20 protein-coding genes and 1 pseudogene are annotated in these 24,627 nt (G+C 71.0%); 5 read left to right on the top strand and 16 right to left on the bottom strand.

Annotated features, from left to right (window positions below):
* The first annotated feature begins 21 nt into the window (after positions 1-21).
* Positions 22-660, top strand: coding sequence for a pyridoxal 5'-phosphate synthase (locus BIU91_RS06065; protein WP_071404654.1), 639 nt, complete (start codon positions 22-24; stop codon positions 658-660).
* Positions 661-676: 16 nt separating this feature from the next.
* On the opposite strand, the gene BIU91_RS06060 is transcribed toward BIU91_RS06065, so the two are convergent.
* From BIU91_RS06060 to BIU91_RS06035, 7 genes and pseudogenes are all read right to left on the bottom strand, one after another.
* A complete protein-coding gene (locus tag BIU91_RS06060; RefSeq protein ID WP_139196643.1) occupies positions 677-1,267 on the bottom strand; it encodes a hypothetical protein in 591 nt (196 codons plus the stop codon).
* Between the two features lie 11 nt (positions 1,268-1,278).
* Positions 1,279-3,690, bottom strand: coding sequence for a GNAT family N-acetyltransferase (locus BIU91_RS06055; protein WP_071404652.1), 2,412 nt, complete (start codon positions 3,688-3,690; stop codon positions 1,279-1,281).
* Positions 3,687-5,111, bottom strand: a complete 1,425-nt coding sequence (locus tag BIU91_RS06050) for a SidA/IucD/PvdA family monooxygenase (protein ID WP_071404651.1) — start codon at positions 5,109-5,111, stop codon at positions 3,687-3,689. Before BIU91_RS06050 ends, BIU91_RS06055 begins: the two co-directional genes overlap by 4 nt.
* Positions 5,108-6,532 carry a pyridoxal-dependent decarboxylase gene (locus tag BIU91_RS06045; protein WP_071404650.1) on the bottom strand — a complete coding sequence of 475 codons (1,425 nt, stop codon included), beginning with the start codon at positions 6,530-6,532 and terminating at the stop codon, positions 5,108-5,110. Before BIU91_RS06045 ends, BIU91_RS06050 begins: the two co-directional genes overlap by 4 nt.
* A 141-nt stretch (positions 6,533-6,673) precedes the next feature.
* The gene (locus BIU91_RS19515) at positions 6,674-7,435 is read right to left on the bottom strand and encodes a LamG-like jellyroll fold domain-containing protein (protein ID WP_366556894.1); all 762 of its coding nucleotides are present in this window, start codon (positions 7,433-7,435) and stop codon (positions 6,674-6,676) included.
* A gap of 484 nt (positions 7,436-7,919) precedes the next feature.
* Positions 7,920-8,303: pseudogene (locus BIU91_RS19510) on the bottom strand (metallophosphoesterase); the annotation flags it as partial.
* Between the two features lie 450 nt (positions 8,304-8,753).
* Positions 8,754-11,204 (bottom strand): ATP-dependent helicase, encoded by a 2,451-nt coding sequence (locus BIU91_RS06035; protein ID WP_071404649.1) that lies wholly within the window; start codon positions 11,202-11,204, stop codon positions 8,754-8,756.
* 57 nt (positions 11,205-11,261) lie between these two features.
* On the opposite strand from BIU91_RS06035, the gene BIU91_RS06030 reads away from it, so the two are divergent.
* The gene (locus tag BIU91_RS06030) at positions 11,262-11,933 is read left to right on the top strand and encodes a hypothetical protein (RefSeq protein ID WP_071404648.1); all 672 of its coding nucleotides are present in this window, start codon (positions 11,262-11,264) and stop codon (positions 11,931-11,933) included.
* On the opposite strand, the gene BIU91_RS06025 is transcribed toward BIU91_RS06030, so the two are convergent.
* Positions 11,898-12,920, bottom strand: a complete 1,023-nt coding sequence (locus BIU91_RS06025; RefSeq protein ID WP_071404647.1) for a glycerophosphodiester phosphodiesterase family protein — start codon at positions 12,918-12,920, stop codon at positions 11,898-11,900. The genes BIU91_RS06030 and BIU91_RS06025 overlap by 36 nt on opposite strands.
* Positions 12,921-13,026: 106 nt before the next feature.
* Here BIU91_RS06025 and BIU91_RS06020 point away from each other — a divergent pair, with 106 nt between their 5' ends.
* Together BIU91_RS06020 and BIU91_RS06015 are read left to right on the top strand one after the other, a co-directional pair.
* The gene (locus BIU91_RS06020; RefSeq protein ID WP_071404646.1) at positions 13,027-14,058 is read left to right on the top strand and encodes a DUF817 domain-containing protein; all 1,032 of its coding nucleotides are present in this window, start codon (positions 13,027-13,029) and stop codon (positions 14,056-14,058) included.
* 31 nt (positions 14,059-14,089) lie between these two features.
* The gene (locus BIU91_RS06015) at positions 14,090-14,953 is read left to right on the top strand and encodes a Bax inhibitor-1/YccA family protein (RefSeq protein WP_071404645.1); all 864 of its coding nucleotides are present in this window, start codon (positions 14,090-14,092) and stop codon (positions 14,951-14,953) included.
* Positions 14,954-15,395: 442 nt separating this feature from the next.
* Here BIU91_RS06015 and guaA read toward each other — a convergent pair whose 3' ends face one another.
* Genes guaA through BIU91_RS05990 form a run of 5 tightly spaced genes read right to left on the bottom strand, consistent with a single transcriptional unit; the run spans position 15,396 to position 20,197 of the window.
* Positions 15,396-16,976 carry a glutamine-hydrolyzing GMP synthase gene (gene guaA / locus BIU91_RS06010; RefSeq protein ID WP_071404644.1) on the bottom strand — a complete coding sequence of 527 codons (1,581 nt, stop codon included), beginning with the start codon at positions 16,974-16,976 and terminating at the stop codon, positions 15,396-15,398.
* A complete protein-coding gene (locus tag BIU91_RS06005) occupies positions 16,973-17,419 on the bottom strand; it encodes a DUF3817 domain-containing protein (RefSeq protein WP_017885467.1) in 447 nt (148 codons plus the stop codon). The genes guaA and BIU91_RS06005 overlap by 4 nt, the downstream gene beginning before the upstream one ends.
* A gap of 10 nt (positions 17,420-17,429) precedes the next feature.
* Positions 17,430-18,164, bottom strand: a complete 735-nt coding sequence (locus BIU91_RS06000; RefSeq protein WP_171907789.1) for an SURF1 family protein — start codon at positions 18,162-18,164, stop codon at positions 17,430-17,432.
* Between the two features lie 47 nt (positions 18,165-18,211).
* The gene (locus tag BIU91_RS05995) at positions 18,212-19,663 is read right to left on the bottom strand and encodes a cation:proton antiporter (protein WP_071404642.1); all 1,452 of its coding nucleotides are present in this window, start codon (positions 19,661-19,663) and stop codon (positions 18,212-18,214) included.
* A gap of 3 nt (positions 19,664-19,666) precedes the next feature.
* Positions 19,667-20,197 carry a TrkA C-terminal domain-containing protein gene (locus BIU91_RS05990; protein ID WP_017885470.1) on the bottom strand — a complete coding sequence of 177 codons (531 nt, stop codon included), beginning with the start codon at positions 20,195-20,197 and terminating at the stop codon, positions 19,667-19,669.
* A 75-nt stretch (positions 20,198-20,272) separates the two neighbouring features.
* Between BIU91_RS05990 and BIU91_RS05985 the strand changes: the two genes are divergently transcribed.
* On the top strand, positions 20,273-20,776 hold the full coding sequence (locus BIU91_RS05985; RefSeq protein WP_071404641.1) for a hypothetical protein: 504 nt from the start codon (positions 20,273-20,275) through the stop codon (positions 20,774-20,776).
* Between the two features lie 238 nt (positions 20,777-21,014).
* Here BIU91_RS05985 and BIU91_RS05980 read toward each other — a convergent pair whose 3' ends face one another.
* The 3 genes from BIU91_RS05980 to BIU91_RS18460 form a co-directional block, all read right to left on the bottom strand.
* Complete coding sequence (locus BIU91_RS05980; RefSeq protein ID WP_071404640.1) at positions 21,015-22,901, bottom strand: glycerol-3-phosphate dehydrogenase/oxidase; 1,887 nt, start codon at positions 22,899-22,901, stop codon at positions 21,015-21,017.
* Positions 22,902-22,963: 62 nt separating this feature from the next.
* Entirely contained in the window at positions 22,964-24,082 is a 1,119-nt protein-coding gene (locus BIU91_RS05975; protein WP_027466694.1) for a GuaB3 family IMP dehydrogenase-related protein, read from the bottom strand.
* Positions 24,083-24,281: 199 nt separating this feature from the next.
* Positions 24,282-24,473, bottom strand: coding sequence for a hypothetical protein (locus tag BIU91_RS18460; RefSeq protein ID WP_139196644.1), 192 nt, complete (start codon positions 24,471-24,473; stop codon positions 24,282-24,284).
* Positions 24,474-24,627 lie beyond the last annotated feature (154 nt).

The following is a 24,627-nucleotide window of genomic DNA, read 5'->3' as shown; positions in this document are numbered from 1 at the left end:
CGTGCACGGTTGGGTGGGTACATGTCCTCTGCCCCGCTCTCCGGTGACGACTCCCTGCACCTGCCCGAGTTCGACAACCCGCCGGCGTCTCCGCTCGACCTCGCTCGCGAGTGGCTGTCCGCGGCGAAGGACCGGGAGGTCTCCGAGCCGCTCTCGATGACCCTCGCCACGGCCGGCGCCGACGGCCGCGTGTCTGCTCGCACCGTCGACGTGAAGCGGATTGCGACCAACGGACTGGTCTTCGGGACGTCGGAGGACAGCCCGAAGGGCCGGCAGCTCGCCGAGAACCCGCACGCAGCCCTGCAGGCGTACTGGCGCGAGACGATGCAGCAGCTCCGGTTCGAGGGCCACGTGGTCCGGCTGTCGGATGCCGAGTCCGACGCCCTGTTCGCGGACCGCTCCCCGAAGTCACGCGCCGCGACGGCCATCGCCGACCAGTCCGCCGTGCTCGAACCTCGCACCCTGCAGGACCTGATCGACGACGCGAACGACCTGCTCGACGACTCCGGCGACGACGTCCCCCGACCTGCACGATGGGTTGCCTGGCGTCTCGAGCCCGACATCGTGGAGTTCTGGCACGGCAGCCGTGACCGGATGCACCGGCGACTGCAGTACGCACTCGCCGAGGGTGCCTGGACGGCCGCACGCCTCCAGCCCTGAGGCCGACGGTCGGTGTTCAGTCCCTGGACCACCACGCCGGCTGAGCGGGTTCGACTCGGACGGTGAGCGTTCGAGCATCGTTCGATCGCTCCGCGATCACGAAGTGGCTCTCAGCGGGGTCGACGGTACCGATCCGCCACACCGGCCACGAGTGCGGCCCGAGTTTGGGATCGAACCACGGCGCGGGCCCGTTGTCGTCCTCGCGCAACGCGCGCCGGACGCTCTTCGGATCGAGCTCCGGGAATCCCCCGGCGCGCGCTGCCGCGATCATGCGCTCTGCTGCGGCATCGACGGCGGCGGACCGTTCCGCCCGTGGGTTCCGGGTGATCCAGTAGGCGGCGAGGTACCCGATCACCACGAGGCCGATCGCCGCAAGGGTCACGGCCCACGGTCCAGCGTCGGGATCGACCGTGGGGATGCGATCGATGCCGGAGACCCCGACGATGAACCCCAGGACGCCGAGCACCCATCCGATGCCCGCGACGCGTTCGGCACGGTGCGACGCTCGAGCGAGAACGCAGCGTGCCTCGGCGACGTCCTCGATCGCAACCGAGATCGCCCCCACACCCGCGCCCGCACCGGTCTCCATCGGACCAGTCTCGCTCACGCCGCGCGCCCCTACGGGCCGATCGGGTTCACCATCTCCCCCGCCCGGATGAGCGACGCCGACTGGTCCGCCAGGTCGACCATCGACAGCGTGTTCCGCAGCTGCAACCGGTTCAGGCACGAGTGCTCGAACGTCGGCACCCGCAGGTCCAGGGGACGCCGGCGGTCCGGGTGCGCGGCGGCGTGGTCGTCGATGCACTCCCCCACGACCTGCCAGAAGCGGGACTCCGGCAGCACCGCGTCGTCGTCGAGGATCGCGGCGACGAACCGCAGCACCCCGTCGAACACGTCGGTGAACACCGCCAGCGCGGCCTCGTCGTCGGACACGGGGTGCACGATCCGGTCGATGTCGTCGGGTACGGGGCGGTCGTCGTGCCGACCGAGCACCGCGGCCTCCTCGCCGATGTCCTTCATCACGGCGCGGACCACGACGCCGTCGCGCACGACGAGCACCAGGTTCTCGCCGTGCGGCATGAACACCAGGTCGTGCACGGTCAGGCAGTGCACGACCGGCAGCAGGTAGGCGTCGAGCCAGCGCCGGACCCAGACGTCGGCGGGCAGACCGGAGGCCTCGATCAGCGCCGAGACCACGGCGTTCCCCGAGGCGTCCCGGTGCAGCAGCGCCGCCATCGTCAGCAGTCGCTCGCCGTCCGCCACCCGCGGCAGCGGACTCTCCCGCCACAGGGCCGCGAGCATCTTGCGCTGCGGCGAGGACACGTCGACCCGGTGGTAGGCGTCGCCCGTGTAGCCGATGGCGGCGTGCTCCCGGAGCACCGAGAACCCGGCGGCGGCGAGCGTGGGGTCGGCGGAGACGATCGACTCGACCCAGTCGTTCACGGCCGGGGTGTTCCGCATGTAGGCGGGCGACATCCCCCGCAGGAACCCCATGTTCTGCACGGCGAGCGCCGTCTTCACGTACGAGCGTGCCGGGTCGGTGCGGTTGAACGCGGTGCGGATGGACTGCTGCGGCTGGTACTCGTCGGGTCCCTCGCCCAGGTCGACCAGGTCCTGTCGGCCCAGGTCGGGCGCGAAGGTCACGGCGATCCGGTGCTGCCACTGCCACGGGTGCACGGGCAGCCAGACGTAGTCGTCGGGGTCGAGCCCGCGACGCTCCAGCGTGGCACGGAACCCGGCCACGACCGCCGCCGACAGCTCGGACTCCCAGTGCGCCTGTTCGGTCCGGTCCGCGGCGAGCGCCAGGTGCGTGTGCTCGCGTCGGGCGGCGAGCCACCGGTACCGGAACCGGCCGCCGGACTCGGGCGCGAACGCCCGGTACTCGTCGAGCCCGAACCCGATCCGCCCGTTGGCGGCGACGAACGCCGGGTGCCCCTCGGTCATCGCCGCCTCGACGTCCTGGAACGACGCGACGACGTCCTCGACGGCCCCGGACGAACCGGCCGCACCGGACGAAACGGACGCCCCGCCCGACCCGGCCCCGCCCCGCCCCCGCGCCAGCTGCCCGGCCGACGGTCCGCCCCGCCGGTGCTTCGCCGCCGCACTCGCCAGCGTCGACGCGATCTCCTCCAGGTACGTGCCGAGCAACTCGTCGGGGATCCCGAGCACCTCGTGCAGTTCGAGCACGAGCTCCTGCGCGCTGAGCGGCGCCGGCGCCCCCGCACGGGTCCGCGTCAGCGAGGCCTCGTCCATCGACCAGTGCTCGAGCACGTGCTGCCGGGCGCGGAACCGGTAGGTCGACTCCCCCGCCTCGAGCCGCCACTTGTCCCCGTCCGGTACAGGTGCGATCAGCCGTTCGTGGGTGAACTCCGCGATCGCCTTCGCGACGAGGTGCCGTTCTGCGGGCTCCAGGTGCTCGGGCCGCAGGTGCGCGGCCGGCCCGTCGTCATCGGCAACGCCGATGCGATCGGTGTCGAGCACCGACAGCAGGGCCCGCTTGCCGTCGACGTCCACCTGGCGCAGCGCGCGGAACCCGACCTCGGCGTTCTTCGCCTGCACGGCGGTGTTCCGCACGTCCGGTTCGACGACGACCCGACGGGCGCCGAGGGCGTCCCGGCAGTGCTCGACGACGGTACGCATCACCGCGCTGGTCAGGCCGTGCACGCGACGGTCAGCGGGCACCGGCGCGACGAGCAGGTGCATGCCGACGTCGCCGGGTTCGGCCGCCCACACGTCGGTGAGCAGGACGGCGGAGGGGTCGTAGGTCTCCGCCAGGAAGCACGGTTCACCGTTCCGGCGGCCGAGCCACGCTGCCTGCGCGGGGTCCGCCTGCACGCCGGCCAGGTAGGTGCGCACGGCGTCCACGTCGAGGTCGCCCATCTCCCACCACGACGACGCCGGGTGGGCGAGCCACGACTGCACGACGGCGGCGTCGCGTTCCGGGTCCACGGGTTCGACGGTCAGGAGGCCCGGCTCGGCTCCCCCAGGCGCGGTCGCGTCCGGCTCCGTGGTGGTCACGGTCGTGCTCATGCGGAGACCTCCGCGCGCTCGGTCGCGGGCCGGGCCGGCGCGCGCTCCGCCGCGCCGGGGTGGGCGGTGGACGGCGCTGCTGTTGACGGCCCCGAGGCGGGCAGGCCGAACTCCTGGAAGGCGATCCGGGCCTCCAGGCCGTACACGGGGCGACCCGTGACGGACCGGATGATCGACGCGTTCCGCCACGCACCCATGCCGAGGTCGGGCGCGGTCAGGCCGTGCGTGTGCTCCTCGGCGTTCTGCACCCAGATGCGTCCGCCCAGGGTGTCGACGTGGTGGTCGCGGGCGACCGCCAGGCGACCGCGGGAGTCGCGGGCGACGAGGTGCTCGACCGGGTCGAGGAACCGCGGGACCCGCGGGGTGTACCCGGTGGCCAGCACCAGCTGCTCGACCTCGTGCTCGTACGTCTGGTCGAGCTGCTCGTGGCGGAGCGTCAGCCGGTAGGTGCCGCGGTCGGCGAGCCAGGCGGCGTCGACGACGCTCGTCTCGGTCCGGAGCGTCGTCGGGACGGGGCCGCGCGCACTGATCCGGTAGAGCTGGTCGTACAGGTCGTCGACCAGGTCGGCGCTGATGCCCTTGTACAGGCCGCGCTGCTCCCGCCCCAGGCGGTCGCGGACGGCTTCGGGCAGCCCGTGGAAGTGGTCCGTGTACTCCGGGCTCGTCATCTCGAGGGTGAGCTTGGTGTCCTCCATCGGGAAGAACCGGGGCGACCGCGTGATCCAGTCGAGGCGGTAGCCGTCCTGCCGGATGTCCTCGAGCAGTTCGCGGTAGACCTCGGCGGCGGACTGCCCGCTGCCGACGACGGCGATCGACCCGGCGTCGCGCAGGGCGTCGCGGTTCGGCAGGAACTCGGCGGAGTGCACGGCCGGCCCGCCGATCCCACGCAGCGGGGCGGGGACGGACGGCTCGGTGCCGATCCCCACGACGACGTGGTGCGCGCGGTACGTCTCGGGACCCTGATCGGTCTCGGCGTGCACCGTGAACGTGTCGGTGACCGGGTCGTGCTCGACGGTGGTCACCCGGCGGCCCCACCGCAGGGTGTCGAGCCGGTCGGCGGCCCAGCGGCAGTAGGCGTCGTACTCGCTGCGCAGTGGGTGGAAGTCCTCGCGGATGTAGAACGGGTACAGGCGCCCGGTCTCCTTGAGCCACGCGAGGAACGAGAACCGCGAGGTCGGGTCGGCCATCGTCACCAGGTCGGCGAGGAACGGTACCTGGATCGTGGCGTCGTCGAGCATCATGCCGTGGTGCCAGGCGAAGCCGTCAGCCGCGTCGAGGAAGACCGCGTCGAGGTCGGCGATCGGGTCCGTCAGGCAGGCGAGGCCGAGGTTGAACGGGCCGATGCCGATGCCGACGACGTCGTGCACGGCGGGGTCGGCGGTGGCGCGGGTGCGGTCGGCGGCGGTGCGGTCGGCGGTCATCGGTTCGCTCCCTCGGTCTCGGTGGTGGCGGCTCGGACGCGCGCGGCCCTCGCGACGACGTGCTCCAGCGACGCGCGCATCTGCTCCGGCGTCGTCTCGGGGTTGAGCAGCGTGAGCTTGTTGCACGGTCGGCCGTCGATGACCGTCTTGGCGATGAGCACGCGGCCATCGGCGAGCAGGGCCGAGCGGATCGGGGCGACCAGCGCGTCGGCGGCCTCGTCCGTCATGCCGGCGGGCTGCCAGCGGAACAGCACCGTGCTGAGCTGCGTCGGCGCGACGAGCACCAGGTCGGGGTGCTCCTCGACGATCCGGTGGGTGGCCGCGGCGAGGTCGATGACGGCGTCGAACGCGGCACCGATCGCGTCGGCGCCGGTCGCCCGCAGGGTGGCCCAGAGCTTCAGGGCGTCGAACCGGCGGGTGGTCTGCAGCGACTTGTCGACCTGGTTCGGCTCGGCGGCGTCCTCGGGGTTCAGGTAGTCGGCGTACCACGCGGTGCGCCGCAGGTCCTCCGGGCGCTGCACGAGCAGGGCGCTCGACGACACCGGCTGGAAGAACGACTTGTGCAGGTCGGCGGTCACGCTCCGGGCCCGTTCGACGCCGTCGAGCAGGTGCCGGCGGGTCGGGGACACGAGCAGCCCGCAGCCGTACGCGGCGTCGACGTGCAGCCACACTCCCTCCAGATCACAGACGTCCGCGATCGGCTCGAGCGGGTCGATCACCCCGCGGTCGGTGGTGCCGGCGGTGGCGACGACGGCCATCGGCGTCTGCCCGGCTGCGCGGGCGGCGGCGATCGCCTCGGCGAGGGCAGCGGGCACCATCCGGCCGGCGTGGTCGGTGGCGACGGCGACCACGGCCTCGAGCCCGAGCAGCCGTGCCGACTTCGCGATGCTGAAGTGGGTCTCCGCGGTCGTGAACACGGTGCCGCTGCTGCCGAGGGCCTCGCGCGCCAGCAGCAGGGCCTGCAGGTTCGACTGCGAGCCGCCCGAGGTGAAGATGCCGTCCCCCGCGGCGAACCCGATCCGACCGGCGAGCCAGGCGACGACGTGGCGCTCGATCTCGGTGCCGATGCGGGACTGGTCCCAGGTGTCGACCGACGGGTTCACGGCGGCCAGGACCGATTCGGCGGCGACCGCGGGCAGCGCGACCGGGCAGTTCAGGTGCGCGAGGTACGCCGGGTCGTGGAACCAGACGGCCTCGCGGACGAACAGCTCGTCGAGTTCGGCGAGCGCGCGGTCCGTCCCGAGGGGTTCGGCGTCGAGGTCGACGTCCTGCACCCGGGCCCGGAGGACCTCGGGAGCAGTGTCGGTCGTCGGACGGTCGGCGGCGGCGAAGCGGTCGGCCAGACGGTCCACCGTGGACGTCACGGCGGAGCGGTAGCGCTCGGCGGTGGCGGTGGTCAGGAGTTCGATGGAAGGTGTCACGTTAGGTAAGGCTAACCTCACTAACCGTCATCGTGCCACCTAAACGAGGGGCGCGCCGAACGGCCGGGCGTGTCAGACGCACGTCTGCCCGGCAGCCCGAGCCCCCACCCACCGCGCGGGCCAGGCGTCCGCCGCCGGACGTCAGGCGTTCATGAACTCGCTCGGCTGCAGGGCCCGGCCGACGATGCGCACGTCGCCGATCGACCCGACGAACACGTTGTCGAGCTTGTCGCCGTAGCGGTACCCACCGAGCAGCCACGGCTTCCCGATCGTGCTGAGACCGCGGTTCGGGGTGGATGGGTTGCGCACGACCGGGCACCCGTCGACGTACAGCACGGTGTGCGTCCCGTCGTTCACCACGGCCACGTGCCACCAGGCGCCGAGCGGCAACTCGTGCCCCCAGTTCGTCAGCGATCCGTCCTGGCTCGTCGGGTACACGCACCACTGCAGTTCGCGGTCCCCCGACAGGCTCAGCGTCATCGCGGGTTCGTCCGGGTCACCGTCGGCTCCGGTCGCCTTCCCCACCTGGCCGGCGCTCGAGTACTGCGACAGCAGGGCACTGAACCCGTTCGTCCTCGGGTCGAACGTGGTCGGCAGCGCGAAGAACGCCTCGACCGTGTAGCCACGGGGGAAGTGGGTCCGGTTGAGCGGTGCCGTGTCGACGGTCTGCAGGTGGTCGCCGCCGGTCTTGCCGCCCTGCAGTGCGAGGCTGCCGGCGCCCGGCTGGTCGGGGTGGTGTGCGGCGGTCCAGCGCAGCGCCCCTGCGACGGCGCCGGTCCGGCGGGCGACCACCAGGTCGTTGCCCTTGCCGCTGTGGTCGCGCACCCGCGTCGTCGGCGCGAGCGCCGCCCCGTCCGGGTTGCCGTCGAACCGCCAGTACGCGAGCGTCCCCGGCACCAGCATGCGTGCCGCCGGCCGGGAGGCCCGTGGTGCGACCGGCGCGAAGCCCGCGAAAACGCGCGTCGAAGTCCACGGCCATGGTGAAGCGGTCGACGTCGCCGCTGAGCGCGGTCTCCTGGGCCGCGAGTTCGTTCACGTCGCCGAGACCGCCGGCGAGCAGGAACGGCGACAGCGTCTCGACGTCGATGACGTTCCGCTCGAGGTCGACGTGGTACAGCCGGATCATGGCCGCGCCGCCGTAGTAGCGGTTCTGGTAGTTGGTCAGGTGGAGTGCGACGTCGTGCCCCACGGCGTTCTTCGCCGTCGTGCGGCCCGGACCCCAGTAGTGCCCGTTGAGCGTCAGGAACACCTGGTCGTGCTTCGAGATGAAGGAGTCCCAGAGCTGCTGGCCGTAGGGGTCGAACGCCGCTCCACCGCTGGCGTCCGAGTCGACGAGGGCGTGCGTCGTGAGGATGACCGGGGCGTGCGGCCGGGCCGCGAGCACGGAGCTGGCCCAGGCGAGCCCGCTCGCGCTCGTCCGCCAGTCGAGTGCCAGGACGACCCACTCGCGGCCGGCCGCGGTGAACCGGTGGGCGGTGTTGTAGCCGTCGGGGCTCGAACCGATCCAGCCCGGGGCCTTCCGGAACCGCTGCGGACCGAACACGTCGAGGTACGGGGTGCGGCCGCGCTGGTCGTCGGTCGAGGAGTCGACGTCGTGGTTGCCGGCGAGCACGCTGTAGGGCGCCCCGGCTCGGTCGAGCACGTCGAAGACCGCACCGGACGCGCGCATCTCGGACGCCGCACCGTTCTGGGTCAGGTCGCCGAGGTGCACGAGGAACACCGTGTTGTGCCGGGCCTGCTCGCGGACGACGTACTCGAGCGAGGCGCGCATCGGTGCCTGGTCGACCGCGGCGCCGTCGAACATGTACTGCGTGTCCGGCATCACCGCGACGGTGAAGCGCGGCGAGGTCGTGTCCGGGTGCCACCGTCCGGTGTGTCCGCGCGCCACCGCTGCCTGCGCGGCCGCGGCCGATCCGCCGAGCGCTGCCGGGGCCACGGCGGGTGCCGCGGTCAGCGCATCGGCGACGGCCGGGGCGCTGCCGAAGCCGTTCGACGCCACGAGTCCGGCGGCACCGGCGAGTCCGGATCCGACCAGGAAGCCCCGGCGGGAGACCGGGATGCGCTTGCTGCGCTCTCCGGCGTGGTCGTGGGCGTCGTCGCGGTCGTCAGGGCTGTTCTGCACAGCACCGCACCGTACGGATCGCGGGGGAACGCCCCGGGTCCGTTCCGTGAACTCCAGACCGGCCGCGACTGCCGGTTCGGTGTGGACCGGTGAGGGCTCCTACAGCTTCTCGATCGGGGCGATCTTGATGAGGAGCTTCTTGCGGCCCGCGGAGTCGAACGCGATCTCGGCGATGCGCTTGGCGCCCTGCCCCGTCACCGCGGACACCGTGCCCTCGCCGAAGTCGACGTGCTTGATGCGGTCGCCGGCGACGAGTTCCATGTCGCCGTTGTCGCGCACCTGCCCGGACACCCGGTTCGCCCACTCGGTCTTCGGACGGGTCTTCGAGGCCGCTGCTGCACGGTCGTACGAGCCGCCGCCCCAGCCACCACCACCGCGGTAGCCACCGCCGCCGCCGCCACCGCCGCCGAAGCCGCCGTCACGCTTGGCGTTCAGGGCGCGGGGCTGCGTGCCACCGCGGCTGTTCGCCATGCCCGGGGACTGCTTCCACTCGATGAGCCCCTCGGGGATCTCCTGCAGGAAGCGCGAGGGCATCGCCACGTTGACGTCACCGAACTGGGCACGGGTCATCGCGAGGGACAGGAACAGGACCTTCTTGGCGCGGGTGATGCCCACGTAGAACAGCCGGCGCTCTTCCGACGGGCCGCCGGGTTCGTTGGCGGACATCCGGTGCGGGAGCAGGTCTTCCTCGACGCCGGTCAGGAACACCGCGTCGTACTCCAGGCCCTTCGCGGTGTGCAGCGTCATCAGCGACACCGTGCCCGACGAGTCGTCGAGCTCGTCCGCGGCGGCGACCAGCGAGACCTCGGTCAGGAAGTCCGACAGCGTGCCCTCGGGGTTGTTCTTCTGGAACTCACGCGTCACGGCCACGAGCTCGTCGATGTTGTCGGCACGGGCGGCGTCCTGCGCGTCGGGCGACTTCCGCAGGTTGTCGAGCAGTCCGGAGCCGTCGAGCAGCTGCGTCAGGGTGTCGACCACCGGCTGCGTCGGGGCCTTCTCGGACACGGCGTCGAGCAGCGCCGCGAACTCGGTGATGGCGTTCCGCACCTTCGGCCCGAACCCGAGCTCGCCCGCGTGCCGCAGGGCGTCGCGCATCGTGGTCTCGTGCACGTCGGCGTAGCGCTGCAGCGTGGTCTCGGTGACCGAGCCGATGCCGCGCTTGGGCACGTTGAGGATGCGGCGCAGGGCCATCGGGTCGGCCGGGTTGGCGACCGTGATCAGGTACGCCATGGCGTCCTTGATCTCGGCACGCTCGTAGAACTTGGTGCCACCGAGCACCCGGTACGGGATCGCCGCACGGATGAAGATCTCCTCCAGCGCACGGGTCTGCGAGTTGGTCCGGTAGAACACGGCCATGTCGCGGTAGTCCATGCCGTCTTCACGCAGGCGCTGGATCTCGTCGGCGACGAACTGCGCCTCGTCGTGGCCGGTGTACCCGGTGAAGCCGACGATCTTCTCGCCGGCGCCGACGTCGGTGAACAGGCTCTTCGCCTGGCGGTCGAAGTTGTTCGCGATGACCGCGTTCGCCGCGTCGAGGATGTTCTGGGTCGAGCGGTAGTTCTGCTCGAGCAGGATCGTCTTGGAGTTCGGGAAGTCCCGCTCGAACTCGACGATGTTGCGGATGTCCGCCCCGCGGAAGGCGTAGATGGACTGGTCGGAGTCGCCCACCACCGTCAGGGACGCGGGGGCGATCGACCCGTCGGTCTCCCGCATCCGGGCGACGTGCTGGCCGGAGTCCTCGAGCTTGTCGACCTGTTCGACCGGAACCGGGCGGGTGAGCTCACGGATCAGGGCGTACTGGGCGTGGTTCGTGTCCTGGTACTCGTCGACCAGGATGTACCGGAAGCGGCGCTGGTACAGGGCGGCGACGTCGGGGAAGGCCCGGAACAGGAACACCGTCTGCCCGATGAGGTCGTCGAAGTCGAACGCGTTCGCCCGGCGGAGTTCGTTCGTGTAGCGCCGGAACACCTCGGTGAACATGACCTCTTGCGGGTCGTTCACGTTGATGTTGCGCGCGTAGGTGTCGATGTCCTGCAGCTCGTTCTTGAGCTTCGAGATCTTCGACGCCGCGGCACCGACGGTCAGCCCGAGGGAGTCGGCCTCGAGCTCCTTGATGATCCGCTTCAACAGCGCCTTGGAGTCGGCGGAGTCGTAGATCGTGAACGACTGCGGGAACCCGAACCGCTCGGCTTCGCGCCGCAGGATGCGCACGCACGCCGAGTGGAACGTGGAGATCCACATCCCCTCGGCCTCGCCACCGACCAGGGCCCGGACGCGCTCGCGCATCTCGGCGGCGGCCTTGTTCGTGAACGTGATCGCCAGGATCTGCGACGGCCAGGCTTCGCGGTTGGCGAGCAGCAGCGCGATGCGGCGGGTGAGCACGCTCGTCTTGCCGGAACCGGCGCCGGCAACGATCAGCAGGGACTCGCCGCGGTACTCGACGGCTTCCTTCTGCTGGGGGTTCAGACCCGCGGTGAACGGGTCTTCGTACGCGCGGGCACCGGCGCCCGGCTCGGGCGTCGATTCGAAGGGGTCGAGCACGATCGTCATGTTCGGGACATTCTAGGCGAGACCCCCGACAGCGACCTCGTGCGGCAGGATGGCGCCGTGGCGATCACACCGGACCGACCTGACGTCTTCGTGCTCCCTGCGACGTCGGCCGCGATCCCCACCACGCAGGACGTCCTCTGCATCCTGCCTCCGGACGGGCGTGACGACCCCGCCGCGATCATCGAGAGCCACCGTCGGGCCCGTGCTCAGCGGTCTCGACAGGACACGGCGGGGTGCCTGGTCCCGCTGTCGGTCGGCCTGGTCACCGCTGGGCTGTGCCTGGCCGTACTCGGGGCCCTCGCTGTGGCGACGTTCCCGAGGAGTGCCCGGCTCCTCGTCGCCGTCGTGGTGTTCCTCGTCGTCTCGTCCGCCGTCGCGGTCCTCGTCGATCGACGGCGGCGCCGACAGCCACCGGTGCAGGCCCTCCCGGTGACACCGATCGACCCTCGGGTCGCCCGTCTCGCGCCCGGGGACCTGCCCGCGGCCGAGGTCATCCGTGCCTCGGCAGTCCTGCAGGCGCTCGACCGTGCGCGTGCCGACCTCCGGAAGGGCGAACACGACGCCGACCTGACGGACGCGCAACGGACGGTCTCGCCCGGCGACCGGAGCTCGTGGTTCTACCGGCCCGAGGACCTGGCCGGGCTCCGCGCCGCTGCCACGTCCGCACGCGAGGAGGCCACCGAGGTCCTCCGGTCAACCGGCATCCCGCTCGAGGCGCTCGAGGACTGACCGGGCACGCACCGCCAGGTCGGGGTGGTCGGCGAACACCCCGTCGAGCCCGGTGCGGATCACGGACGTGAACCACCGCTCCCAGTCGCCGAAGGCCGCGACGTCGCCACCACGACGCAGCGGCGACGGCAGGAACCGGTTCTCCGGCCGGAGAGTCCACGTGTACACCGCGAGCCCGGCGGCGTGGGCGCGGTCGACGATTGCGCTGCGCACCGGCGTCGGGTCGTCGAGCGCGACGCTGTCGACGCCGGCCATCAGGGTGCCGAGGTCGACGCTGATGCCGTGGAACTCGGTCGCGAACGACGCGAGCGCGTCCTCGGAGCGCTCGGCGGCGTAGGTGGGGGCGAGCGATCCGTGGGACGCGACCTCGTCCGCGGCGCTGCCACGGGCCTCCTGGAGGTACACGAGCCGACCACCGGTCCCCCGCTCGCGCAGGTCGCGCAGCACGCCCTTCTCGAAGCTCTCCACCGTGAGCCGCTCGTCCTGCCGCCACCCGGCCTCGCCGAGCGCGGCGTCGACGAGTGCACCCATCGGGAACCCGGCGCGGTCGAAGGACGCGGCGTGCTTCACCTCGGCGACGAGCCCGACCGGGCGGGGCGCCGCGTCGAGGATCGCGAGCAGGTCGACGAGCCGCAGGATCGGCTGCGCACCGTCGTGCTCGGCCGATCCCGGACGCAGCACCGGCAGGCGCTCGCGGGTGCGGAGCGTCTGCAGCTCGGCCCACGTGAAGTCCTCGGTGAACCAGCCGGTCAGGGTCTGGCCGTCGACGGTCTTCGTCGTGCGCAGGTGCCGGAACTCGGGGTGGTCGGCGACGTCCGTGGTGCCCGAGACCTCGTTCTCGTGCCGGAGTACCAGCACGCCGTCCTTCGTGGGCACCAGGTCCGGTTCGATCGCGTCGGCGCCGAGTTCGATCGCGAGCTCGTACGCGCTCCGCGAGTGCTCGGGACGGTAGCCGGACGCACCGCGGTGGGCGATCACGAGGGTCATGGCGCGACCCTACTGGCCGCGGGTGACCAGCGGGGCACCTGTGTCGCGGGACACACCCGGCGTTCCGAGGCCCGTCGTTCCCAGCGACGACGCCGACCATCACCGCATGACCGTCCGTTCGCTCTCCACCGCCGTCGAGGCTCGGATCGACCGCGCCGCTCGCCGCCTGCTCGACGCCGGGCACCAGCCGCACCGGCCCGTCCGGGTGTTCGTCACCGAGTTCCTGGTGTTCGGCGCGAAGCAGGCCTGGGCGTGCGCGTTCGGGGCGCTGCTGCTCGCGACCATGGCGGTGGTGCACCTGACCGTGCCCGCGGCGATGCGGAACGACGTCCTGACGATCGCGGCCGTGCTGCTGCAGGTCGGGATGCTCGTGTTCGGGCTCGAGACCGTGCGGGAGCTCCGGGTCGTCCTGCTGTTCCACGTCGTCGGCACGGTGATGGAGGTGTTCAAGACCCACATGAGCTCGTGGACCTACGAGCCGGGTGGGCTGTTCGTCGTCGCCGGGGTGCCGCTGTTCTCGGGGTTCATGTACGGCGCCGTCGGGTCGTACATGGTGCGGGTCTACCGGCTGTTCGACCTGCGGTTCGACCGGTACCCGCGGCAGTGGCTGCTGGCGGTCGTGGCGGGCGGGATCTACCTGAACTTCTTCGGCCACCACTTCGTCGCCGACGCCCGGTACGTGCTGCTCGCGCTCGTGCTGCTGCTCTTCGCCCGCACGACCATGCACGTCCGGATCCACCGGGCGACGCTGCGGATGCCCGTCCTCGTGGCGATGGCCCTCGTCGCGGTGTTCATCTGGGCGGCGGAGAACGTCGCGACCTGGGCCGGGGCGTGGAGCTACCCGGCGCAGCTCGCGGCGTGGCAGCCGGTGGCACCGACCAAGATCGTGGCGTGGTTCCTGCTCATGACGATCTCGGTCGCGCTCGTCACGTGGCTCTACCCGGCGCTGCCGTCGGGACGGGCGCGCTCGACGGGCTCGACGGGCTCGACGGGCTCGACGGGCTCGACGGCGGACTCTCGACGTCCTCGGGGCGCGCGTGCAGCGGGCGACCCTAGGCTTCCCTCGACGGAGCCCGCTGGGCCCGCGTCCGCTCGCCGCGAATCCTCAGCCTTCCGCGACCGAGCGCCCCTAGGCTGAGAGGACTCGAATCTCCTAGGAAGAGGACACCATGGCCTTCAAGCCCGGTTTCGACCAGTCCCCCGCCTTCAACGCACAGGGGGCAAACACCTGGGGCGGGCGCGGTGCTGGTCAGCAGCAGGCCGGCTGGGGACAGACCCCGCAGCAGGCCCAGGGCGGCATGACCCCCGAGCAGCTGCAGTACATGTACGACCGTCCGACTGCGTCCCCGGTGGACACCGACCGCATGTCGTACGAAGACACCATCGTCAAGACGCTGCTCGCGTTCGGCGTGCTCGTCGTCGGCGCGGTGGCCGGTTGGAACCTGCCGCCGGTCGTCTGGATCGTCGCGGCGGTCGTCGGCCTCGTGCTCGGCCTCGTGAACACCTTCAAGAAGAAGCCGTCACCGGGTCTGATCCTGACGTACTCGTTCGTCCAGGGTCTGTTCGTCGGTGGCATCTCCGGCGCGTACAACTCGATGTGGGGTGGCATCGTCACCCAGGCGGTGTTCGGGACGCTCGGTGTCTTCGCCGTGACGCTCGCGCTGTTCGCATCGGGCAAGGTCCGCGCTACGCCGAAGGCCACGCGCTTCTTCCTCGTCGCGATGGTCGGGTACATGGTGTTCTCGCTCATCAACCTGGTCCTGATGTGGACCGGGGTGACGGACACCGCGTTCGGCGCACTCGGGATCACGATCTTCGGCATCCCGCTCGGCGTGATCATCGGCATCCTCGTCGTGGTCATGGCGGCGTACTCGCTGATCCTCGACTTCGACCAGATCCAGACCGGTGTCCGTCGTGGTGCTCCTCGCATCTACGCCTGGACCGCGGCGTTCGGCCTGATCGTGACGATCGTCTGGCTGTACCTCGAGATCCTGCGCATCCTCGCCATCGTCGCGAGCAGCTCGCGCAACTAGTACCACCGCACACACGAAGGGCCCCGGCGCTGCCGGGGCCCTTCGTCGTTCCCGGGCCGGTGGAAGCGAGAGCGGCGGCCGGCGGTCCCGGCGGCGCTCCCAGTGGTCACAACACCCCGCCGAACGCCCGCCGAGAGGTCACGAAGTGTCCTCCGGGCCGGGGCCAGCCGACAGTTCGTGACCCCTCGGCACCGGGCCCGCGGGGTGTCGTGACCACTCGACGGCCGCGGCAGTGCCCACGCCCACGCCCACGCCCCCGACTCCAGCCGGCCGAGGTCACACAACACGCCGCACGTCTAGCGCCCGGGTCGCGCGAACTGCCGTCCGACGTCCCGGCAGACGGCAGTTCGTGCGACTCCGGCACCGACCCCGGGACGCCCCCGGACGCACGAAGGCCCGGCACGCGTGACGCGTACCGGGCCTTCCGTTGCTCAGGGGAGCCCTACTCCCACTCGATCGTCCCCGGCGGCTTCGACGTGACGTCGAGCACGACCCGGTTGACGTCGGGCACCTCGTTCGTGATGCGGTTCGAGATCTTCGCGAGGGTGTCGTACGGCAGACGCGTCCAGTCGGCGGTCATGGCGTCCTCGGACGAGACCGGACGGAGCACGATCGGGTGCCCGTAGGTCCGGCCGTCGCCCTGCACGCCCACGGAGCGGACGTCGGCGAGCAGCACGACCGGGCACTGCCAGATCTCCTGGTCGAGACCGGCCGCGGTGAGCTCTTCGCGCGCGATCTTGTCAGCCGAGCGGAGCAGTTCGAGCCGCTCCTTCGTGACCTCGCCGACGATGCGGATGCCCAGGCCCGGGCCGGGGAACGGCTGGCGACCGACGATGACCTCGGGCAGCCCGAGCTCGCGACCGACCGCACGGACCTCGTCCTTGAACAGGGTGCGCAGCGGCTCGACGAGCTCGAACGTCATGTCCTCGGGCAGGCCGCCGACGTTGTGGTGCGACTTGATGTTGGCGGTGCCTGCTCCGCCGCCGGACTCGACGACGTCGGGGTAGAGCGTGCCCTGCACGAGGAACTTGACCTCGGCATCGGAGTCGGACGCCTGGGCCTCGAGCACGAGTGCCTCGGCCGCGCCCTCGAACGTGCGGATGAACTCGCGCCCGATGATCTTGCGCTTCTGCTCGGGGTCGCTCACGCCGGCGAGGGCGTCGAGGAACTGCTGCTCGGCGTCGATCGTGATGAGCCGGACGCCGGTGGAGGCGACGTAGTCCTCTTCCACCTGCTTCCGCTCGTCGGCACGCAGGAGCCCGTGGTCGACGAAGACGCAGGTCAGCTGGTCGCCGACGGCCTTGTGCACCAGTGCTGCGGCGACGGCGGAGTCCACACCACCGGAGAGCCCGGCGATGACCCGCGCGGAACCGACCTGCTCGCGGATGCGGGCGACCTGCTCCTCGATGACGTTGCTGGAGTTCCAGTCGCCGGGCAGGCCCGCGGCACGGTGCAGGAAGTTCTCGAGCACGGCCTGGCCGTACACGGAGTGCTTGACCTCGGGGTGCCACTGCACGCCGTAGAGCTTGCGCTCGTCGGACGCGAACGCCGCGACGGGCGTCGATGCGCTCGAGGCGAGCACCTCGAAGCCGGCCGGTGCCTTGGCCACGGAGTCGCCGTGCGACATCCACGTCACCTGGTCCGCCGGCTGGTCGCCGAGCAGGGTGCTGGTGCCGGGGGCGAGCGTCACGTCGGTGGCGCCGTACTCGCGCAGACCGGTGTTCGCGACCTCGCCGCCGAGGGCGGTCGCCATGGCCTGGAAGCCGTAGCAGATGCCGAGCACGGGGACGCCGAGGTCGAGGATGTCACCGTCGAGGGACGGCGCGCCTTCTTCGTACACGGACGACGGACCACCGGACAGCACGATGGCCGCCGGGTCCTTGGCGCGGACCTCGTCCGCGGTGATGGAGTGCGGCACGATCTCGCTGTAGACGTTCGCTTCACGGACCCGACGCGCGATGAGCTGCGCGTACTGGGCCCCGAAGTCGACGACGAGGACGGGACGCTGTTCGGTCTCGCTCACCGAGCGGCCTCCTTCTCACGCTGCTGGGCAGCGATCAGCTCGTGGTAGGTGTCCATGGCCCGCTGCTGCATGCGGTGTTCGACCACGAAGGACATGAACGGGATGATGCCCCCGAGGGCGATGAGCAGGAAGCGCGACGGCCTCCAGCGCATGATGCTCCACAGACGGAAGTCCGTGAAGAGGTAGAGCACGTACAGCCAGCCGTGGGCGATGAGGATCGCGATCGACAGGTTGAACGTGCCCGGGGTCTCGCCCGCCGTGCCGTTGGGCACGAAGAACGGACCGTTGCCGAGCTGCATCTCGAGCTGCAGCGGCGTGTACTTGATGATGACCTCGACCACCAGGGCGAGCAGCAGCACACCGGTGATGTACGCCGAGACGCGGTACCACTTCACCGCCCCCGGGATCTTGGGGATGTCACGGGTTCGGACGGTCAGGGCCATGCCGGCAATCCTACCGTCGGAGCGCGTCGGCTTCGGTGGCGAGGGCTGCCTCGCGCTCCTCTTCCTGCTCGCGCTCCCAGGCGTCCTTCACGAACCGGTACCAGAGGAACACGGCGAAGCCGGCGAAGACGACCCACTCGATCGCGTAGAACAGGTTGAGCCAGTCGAACTGGACCTCGCGCGACGGTGCACGGTCGGCGATGGTGCCGAGGTCGGCGGCCTTCGCGGTGGTGCCGTCGGCGACGACGTACCCGAGGTACATGCGGTCGTCGAAGGCCTGCCAGGTGTTCACGAAGCGGGCGGGGGCGACGGCGGAGTACTCGCCCTTCTTGTAGGCGTCCTGGTCGGGCGACTCCGCCGGGTAGTAGCGGCCCTGGATCGTGAGCGTCTGGCCGTCCGCCAGGCGCTCGCCCCCGGCCACGGCGGCCGGCCGCTGGTCGGACCACCCGATGACGACCGGGAGGCTCGCCCCACCGTCCGAGTCCACCAGGTGACCGACGGTCTGGTACTTCCCACCCCCGGTGCGGCCGGTCAGGACGGTGGTGTCGTCGGCGACGAAGGTCCCGGTGACGGTGACCTTCTGCCCGGCGAGACTCTCGCTGACGGGGCGCTCGGGGGTGGTGACCGCCTCGAGCGTGCGGCGGGTCTCGGTGGTCGCCGGCAGGGGCTTGCCGTTGGCGATCGACCGCTCCAGCTGCCACTTGCCCAGCCCGGCGAACACCGCCGCCAGCACGAGCGCCAGCAACAGCAGCGCGATCCACCTCGGTCGTCGGGCAACGGCCCACATCTGTATCAGTACTCCGGATCGCGCTGTCGGACCGGGCGCTCGGGGCGCTCGGCGGGGATCTCGACCGGCGACGTCACGGGGGCGGACGTCGGGTGGGACCCCTCATTGTCTCGCTCGTCCCTGCCAGCCGCCTCGACGAGCGCGAACTCCTCGGCGAACTGGCGGTCCCGCTCGGCCTTCCGCGCCGCGGCGGTGGCGTCCGCCTCGGCCTCGGCCGCTTCGGCGCTCTCGGCAGCGGCTGCCGCGGCGACGGCGCGTCGGCCGCCCAGGCGTCCGCGCAGCCGGATGAGCCGGCCCGGGCGCACCACGAGGCGGCCGATCCGGTCCGAGTTCACCGCGAGCAGCGGCCCGAGGACGGCCATGCAGAGGACGTAGAGGCCCGCGAAGGCGGTGATCCGCGCCTCCAGCCCGGCGGCAGCCGACAGCGTCGCGAGGATCAGCGCGAACTCGCCACGGTTCACCAGGATGACGGCGGTGTTGATGCCCTGCTGGACGTTGAAGCCGTTCATCCGCGCGACGATCTGGCCGGCGACCGCGTTGAGCACGACCGTCATGCCGATGGCGCCGAGGACGGGCCAGAGCACCTCGCCGAAGGTCGACAGGTCGAGGCCGAGCCCGAAGTTCACGAAGAAGAACGCGGCGAAGACGTCGCGCATCGGCAGGGCGAGCTGTTCGATGCGGTCGCGGTACCGGGTCGCCCCGCAGAGCAGGCCGATGACGAAGGCACCGATGGCGTCGGTCACGCCGAGCAGGTCGCCGATGCCACCGAACATGACCGCGAGTCCGAAGAACAGCACCGTGAACAGTTCGTCGTCACGGGTGGCGAAGATCTTCGAGACCCACTTGCCCGCGAAGCGCGCGAGCGTGAACATCACGATGAGGAACCCGAACGCGAGTGCCAGCTTGCCGACGACGGCCCAGACGTTGGTGTCGCCGGACAGCACGACGGAGACGATCGCCAGGTAGACGGCGATGAAGACGTCCTCGATCACGGTGACGCCGAGGATCATCGGGGTCTCGTCGTTCGCCAGGCGCCGGAGCTCGATGAGGAGCTTCGTCACGATGGCGCTCGAGGACGTCGCCGTCATGCCCGCGATGATCAGGGCTTCACGGGTGCCCCAGCCGAGCGAGAACCCGAAGGCGAACCCGACGCCCATGTTGATGACGACGTAGGTGCCGCCCGACACCAGGAGCTTGCCGGCGTTGCCGTAGAACTCCTCTTGGTCGAACTCGAGCCCGAGGTTGAACAGCAGCAGGATGAGCCCGAACGTCGCGATGAGCTCGATCGTGTGGGACTCGACGCTCAGCCCGAACCACGGGGTGTTCGGACTCGCGACGAGTCCGACCACCATGTAGATCGGGATGGCCGGCAGACCGATGGTCTTGCCGAGCCGGCCCAGGACGTAGGCGATGACGAAGAGCACACCGATGGTGAGCAGCTCACCACCCAGGTGCATGCGCTAGCTCTTCCGCGGGGCCTCGGCCGAGGCGGCCGCAAGCTCTCCGCTGCGGTAGAAGGAGAACGCCTTGGCGACCTTCTCGGGGGATCCGGCGACGACGATCGTGTCTCCGGGGAAGACGACGAAGTCCGACGAGGGCGCCGGGTTGGCGCTGTCGCCACGGACCACGGCGACGACGGTCAGGCCGATGAAGCCGGAGTCGTGCAGGTCGCCGAGGGGCTTGCCCGCGATGGCGTCGTCGTAGTCGACGGAGAACCAGTCGATGGACAGCCCCGGGATCTCGTCGAGCTTGTCGAGGCCCTCGGTGATCCGGGTACCGCCGAGGAGTTCGGCGAGCGTGTGCGCTTCGTCTTCGCTGAGACGCAGCGAGACCTTCTCGGACTTGTCCGCGCCGTCGGAGACGTCGGCGAACGAGATGAGGTCGGAGTGCCCCGACCGGTGCGTGATGACACCGCACTTGCCACCGTCGTCGGTGTAGAAGCTGTGCAGCACGCCGACTCCGGGGAGTTTGACGCGATGGACGTCGACCATGATGGCTCCCTCTTCGAGTACCCCCATGCTAACCACCCGGTGGCCCCGCGCATTCCTCCCGCTACTGTTCTGTGGATGGGGAGAACACGGATCGTCGTGGCCGTCGTCGGGGTGCTGGTCGTCGCGCTGTACGCAGCGCTGCTGGCGGTGGACGCACTGGTGCTGGACCCGCTCGCCGCGGTCCCCGGTGCGAGCCTGGCGGAGATCCACGCCGAGCTCTCGGAGCAGGGCTTCTCGGTCGGAGCGGACATCGCGACCGTCATCGGGATCGCCGTCGTCGGTGTCCTGTTCGCCGCGGGGCTGTCGGTGCTGCTGCTCATCACCCGGGCGAGGGCGCACGTCATCGCGGCGGTGCTGCTCGCCGTCGTCGTGATGGGGACGCCGATGTCGTTCGTGGCGGCGTTCACCCTCGGCATGGACGTCGCGGACGCCTACGGGGTCGGCGGCGGTGACCACACGATCTGGTCGGGCGTGCTGTACGTGACGAGCCTCGTCGCGCTGATCGGGATCCCGGTGGTGCTCGTGGTCGGCCAGGCGGCGCACGTGCGCCGCGCCGCCCTGCGGGCGCACGCCGCCTGACGGACGAACCACGGGCCTCCAGTCCGGTCTTCCATCCTTCCGGTCTGGAGGCACGGGTGGACTCCGCAAGACGCCGTCGTCTTGTCGAGACGCCTCGTCGACACCGAGACGCCGCCGGATCCGGCGGCGTCTCGACGACCAGACGGCGTCGACACGACACGACGGCGTCTTGTTCAACCCGCAGACGCCGGCGTCTCGGTGACACGACGGCGTCTGCTGGCCTCGCTACTCCGGCTCGCTACTCCGGCTCGCTCGTCTTCTCGCCGACGACCTGCTCGTCGGACGCCTTCGCGCCCTCGGCGCCGTCCGAACGGCCGCCGCCCACGACCACGTCGTCCTCGTCGAAACCGAACGCGATGTCCGGGGCCTCGAGCCGCACGCGGTCCGCGCTCTCGTCGTCGGGCTGCAGCTGCGACTCCCGTTCGGCGGCGACGCGCTTCAGGTAGTTCGCGACCTCGTGCTCGGTCGTCTCCTGGTCCCAGCCGAGCACGTCCGCCATGAGCTTCGCGGCGACGGGCGCCGCTGACTCGCCGCGGTCCCAGGCCTCGATGGAGATGCGGGTTCGGCGGGCGAGGACGTCCTCCAGGTGCAGGGCGCCCTCGTGCGAGGCGGCGTAGACGACCTCGGCGCCGATGTAGTCATCGGCCCCCGGCAGCGGCTCGGCGAGTGCCGGGTCCTGCTCGACGAGCTGCAGCACCTCGGTCGCGAGGGTCCCGTACCGGTTGAGCAGGTGCTCGATGCGGACCTTGTGCACGTTGAAGCTCCGTGCGGTGCGGGCGCGTCGGTTCCACGCGGCGGGGTAGCCCTCGGCGCCGAGGAGCGGGATGTCCTCGGTCGTCGACTCCGGGATCCTGCCGTCCATGGCCGCGACGGCCTCGTCGATGGCGTCCTTGCCCATCACGCGGTACGTCGTCCACTTGCCGCCGGCGACCACGACGAGCCCGGGCACGGTGTGCGCGACGACGTGCTCGCGGCTGAGCTGCGAGGTCTGGTCGGACTCCCCCGCCAGCAGCGGGCGGAGGCCGGCGTAGACGCCCTCGACGTCCTCGCGGGTGAGCGGGACGGCGAGCACCTTGTTGACGTGCTCGAGGATGTAGTCGATGTCCGCCGCGGTCGCTGCCGGGTGCGCCTTGTCGAGGTACCAGTCGGTGTCGGTCGTGCCGACGAGCCAGTGCCGGCCCCACGGGATGACGAAGAGCACGCTCTTCTCGGTGCGCAGGATCATGCCCGTGTTCGACTGGAACCGGTCACGGGGGATGACGAGGTGGACGCCCTTCGACGCCCGCACCTTGAACTGGCCGCGGGTGCCGATCATCGCCTGGGTGTCGTCGGTCCAGACACCGGTGGCGTTGACGACCTGCTTCGCGCGGATCTCGAACCGTTCGCCGGTCTGGATGTCGTGGGCCTGCGCGCCGACCACGCGCTCCCCGACCTTGATGAACCCCTCGATGCGGACGCGACTCGCTGCCTCGGCACCGTATGAGGCGGCGGTCCGCACGAGCGACGCGACGTAGCGCGCGTCGTCGACCTGGGCGTCGTAGTACGTCATGCCGCCGACGAAGGCGTCCTTCTTGAGCCCGGGCATGTTCCTGAGCACCTGCTTCCGGCTGAGGTGCCGGTGGTGCGGGACGCCGGGCGGACGGCCGCCGGACCAGCTGAACACGTCGTACATCGCCATGCCGATGCCGATGTAGAAGCGCTCCCAGACCCGGTGGTTGAGCGGGTAGAGGAAGCGCACGGGCTTCACCAGGTGCGGGGCGATGCGCTGCAGCAGCAGGCCGCGTTCGATGAGGGCCTCGCGGACGAGTGCGAAGTTGAGCTGCTCGAGGTAGCGGATGCCGCCGTGCACGAGCTTCGACGAACGGCTCGACGTCCCCGAGCCCCAGTCGCGGGCCTCGACGATGCCGACGCTCAGGCCACGGGTCACGGCGTCGAGCGCACTGCCGGCACCGACGATCCCGCCGCCGACGACCAGGACGTCGAGCTCCTTGGTCTTCAGCGTCTCGATCGCGGCCGCACGTTCGTCCGGCCCGAGCTTCGCCGCGGGGTCGAACCCCACGCCGGGCGTGACGTCACGCGGACGTCCGGCCGTGCTGGTCTGCTTCGTCGTGCTGGACTTGGCCATCGTCGCCTCCGGGTCACGGTCGGCGCCGTGGCGTCACCCGGGGTCGTGCCCGGGTGCCACCGTCACTGGTGGTACGGCGCCACGACCACTTCTACTCGCTGGAACTCCTTGGCGTCGGAGTATCCGGTCGTCGCCATCGAGCGGCGGAGGGCACCGACCAGGTTCGCGCGGCCGTCGTGGGTCGGCGTCGGACCGTTCAGGACGTTCTCGAGCGGGGCGATCGTGCCCACCTCGACCCGGCGGCCGCGGGGCAGCTCGGGGTGGTGCGCCTCGGCACCCCAGTGGTAGCCGCCACCCGGGGCCTCGGTCGCACGGGCGAGCGCGGTGCCGAGCATGACGGCGTCGGCACCAACGGCGATGGCCTTGACGATGTCGCCCGCGGTGTCGAGCCCGCCGTCGGCGATGACGTGCACGTAGCGGCCGCCCGACTCGTCGAGGTAGTCACGACGGGCACCGGCGACGTCCGCGACGGCGGTCGCCATCGGGGCGTGGATGCCGAGCGCGGCGCGGGTGGTCGACGCTGCGCCACCACCGAAGCCGACGAGCACACCGGCGGCACCGGTCCGCATGAGGTGCAGCGCCGACGTGTACGTCGAAGCACCGCCCACGATCACCGGGACGTCGAGCTCGTAGATGAACTTCTTGAGGTTGAGGGGTTCCTCGGTCTGGGAGACGTGCTCGGCGGAGACCGTGGTGCCGCGGATGACGAACAGGTCGACACCGGCGTCGACGACCGTCTTCGAGAACTCCTGGGTGCGCTGCGGGCTGAGCGAACCGGCGACCGGCACCCCGGCTGCGCGGATCTCCGCCAGGCGTGCGGTGATCAGCTCGGCCTTGATCGGCTCGGAGTAGATCTCCTGCATGCGCTTCGTGACGTTGCCGTCGGTGAGCGACTTGATCTCGTCGTAGTACGGGGTCGGGTCCTCGTAGCGGGTCCACAGACCTTCGAGGTCGAGCACACCGAGGATGCCGAGCTTGCCCATCTGGATGACCGTCGCCGGCGAGGACACGGAGTCCATCGGTGCCGACAGGATCGGCGACGCGAACGTGAACGCGTCGATCGACCACTGCACGCTGACGTCGCGCGGGTCACGCGTCCGCCTGGAGGGGACCACCGCGATGTCGTCGAACGCGTACGCCCGACGTCCGCGCTTGCCTGCACCGATCTCGACTTCGCTCACTCGGACAGCCTACCGGGCGGGCTCTGCGGCGTGCACGGGCCGGACGGTGCGGGCGGCGGGCAACCTCGCACCGTGCGAGGGCTGCCGCGTACGGTGCGAGGGCTGCCGCGTACGGTGCGAGGTTCCGTGTTCGGTGCGATGTCTCGAGGGTCGCACGACGTGCGGAACCTCGCACCACGCAGCCGTCACCGCGGAGTCGTCAGCGCGGGCGGCGCGGCGCCCGTCGGCGCTTCCGGAGCGCCCGCAGCACGAAGCCGAGCAGGAGCGCGAGCGCCACGAGGACGACGAGCAGCACGGCCGCGACCTTGACGAGCAGCGCCGCGCCGACGAAGAGCGCGATGAACACGAGCCAGACGAGGGCGTCGAGCACGAGGGGTCCAGAGGTGCGCACCCGCGGAACGATACCGACCCGCGCGGGGCGAGCCGCGCCTCCTGGCCGGGTACAGGAGCGGGGCCGTGCGGCGCGAAGCGACCACGCACGGCCCCACCCGTCACGGATACCACCCCCACAGCGGTACCCGTAGCCGACGCACAGCGCTAGCGCT

Origin of the sequence: Curtobacterium sp. MMLR14_002 (assembly GCF_001864975.1) — a bacterium.
Classification (GTDB): Bacteria; Actinomycetota; Actinomycetes; order Actinomycetales; family Microbacteriaceae; genus Curtobacterium; species Curtobacterium flaccumfaciens.
This window is presented reverse-complemented; position numbering and strand designations above follow the sequence as displayed.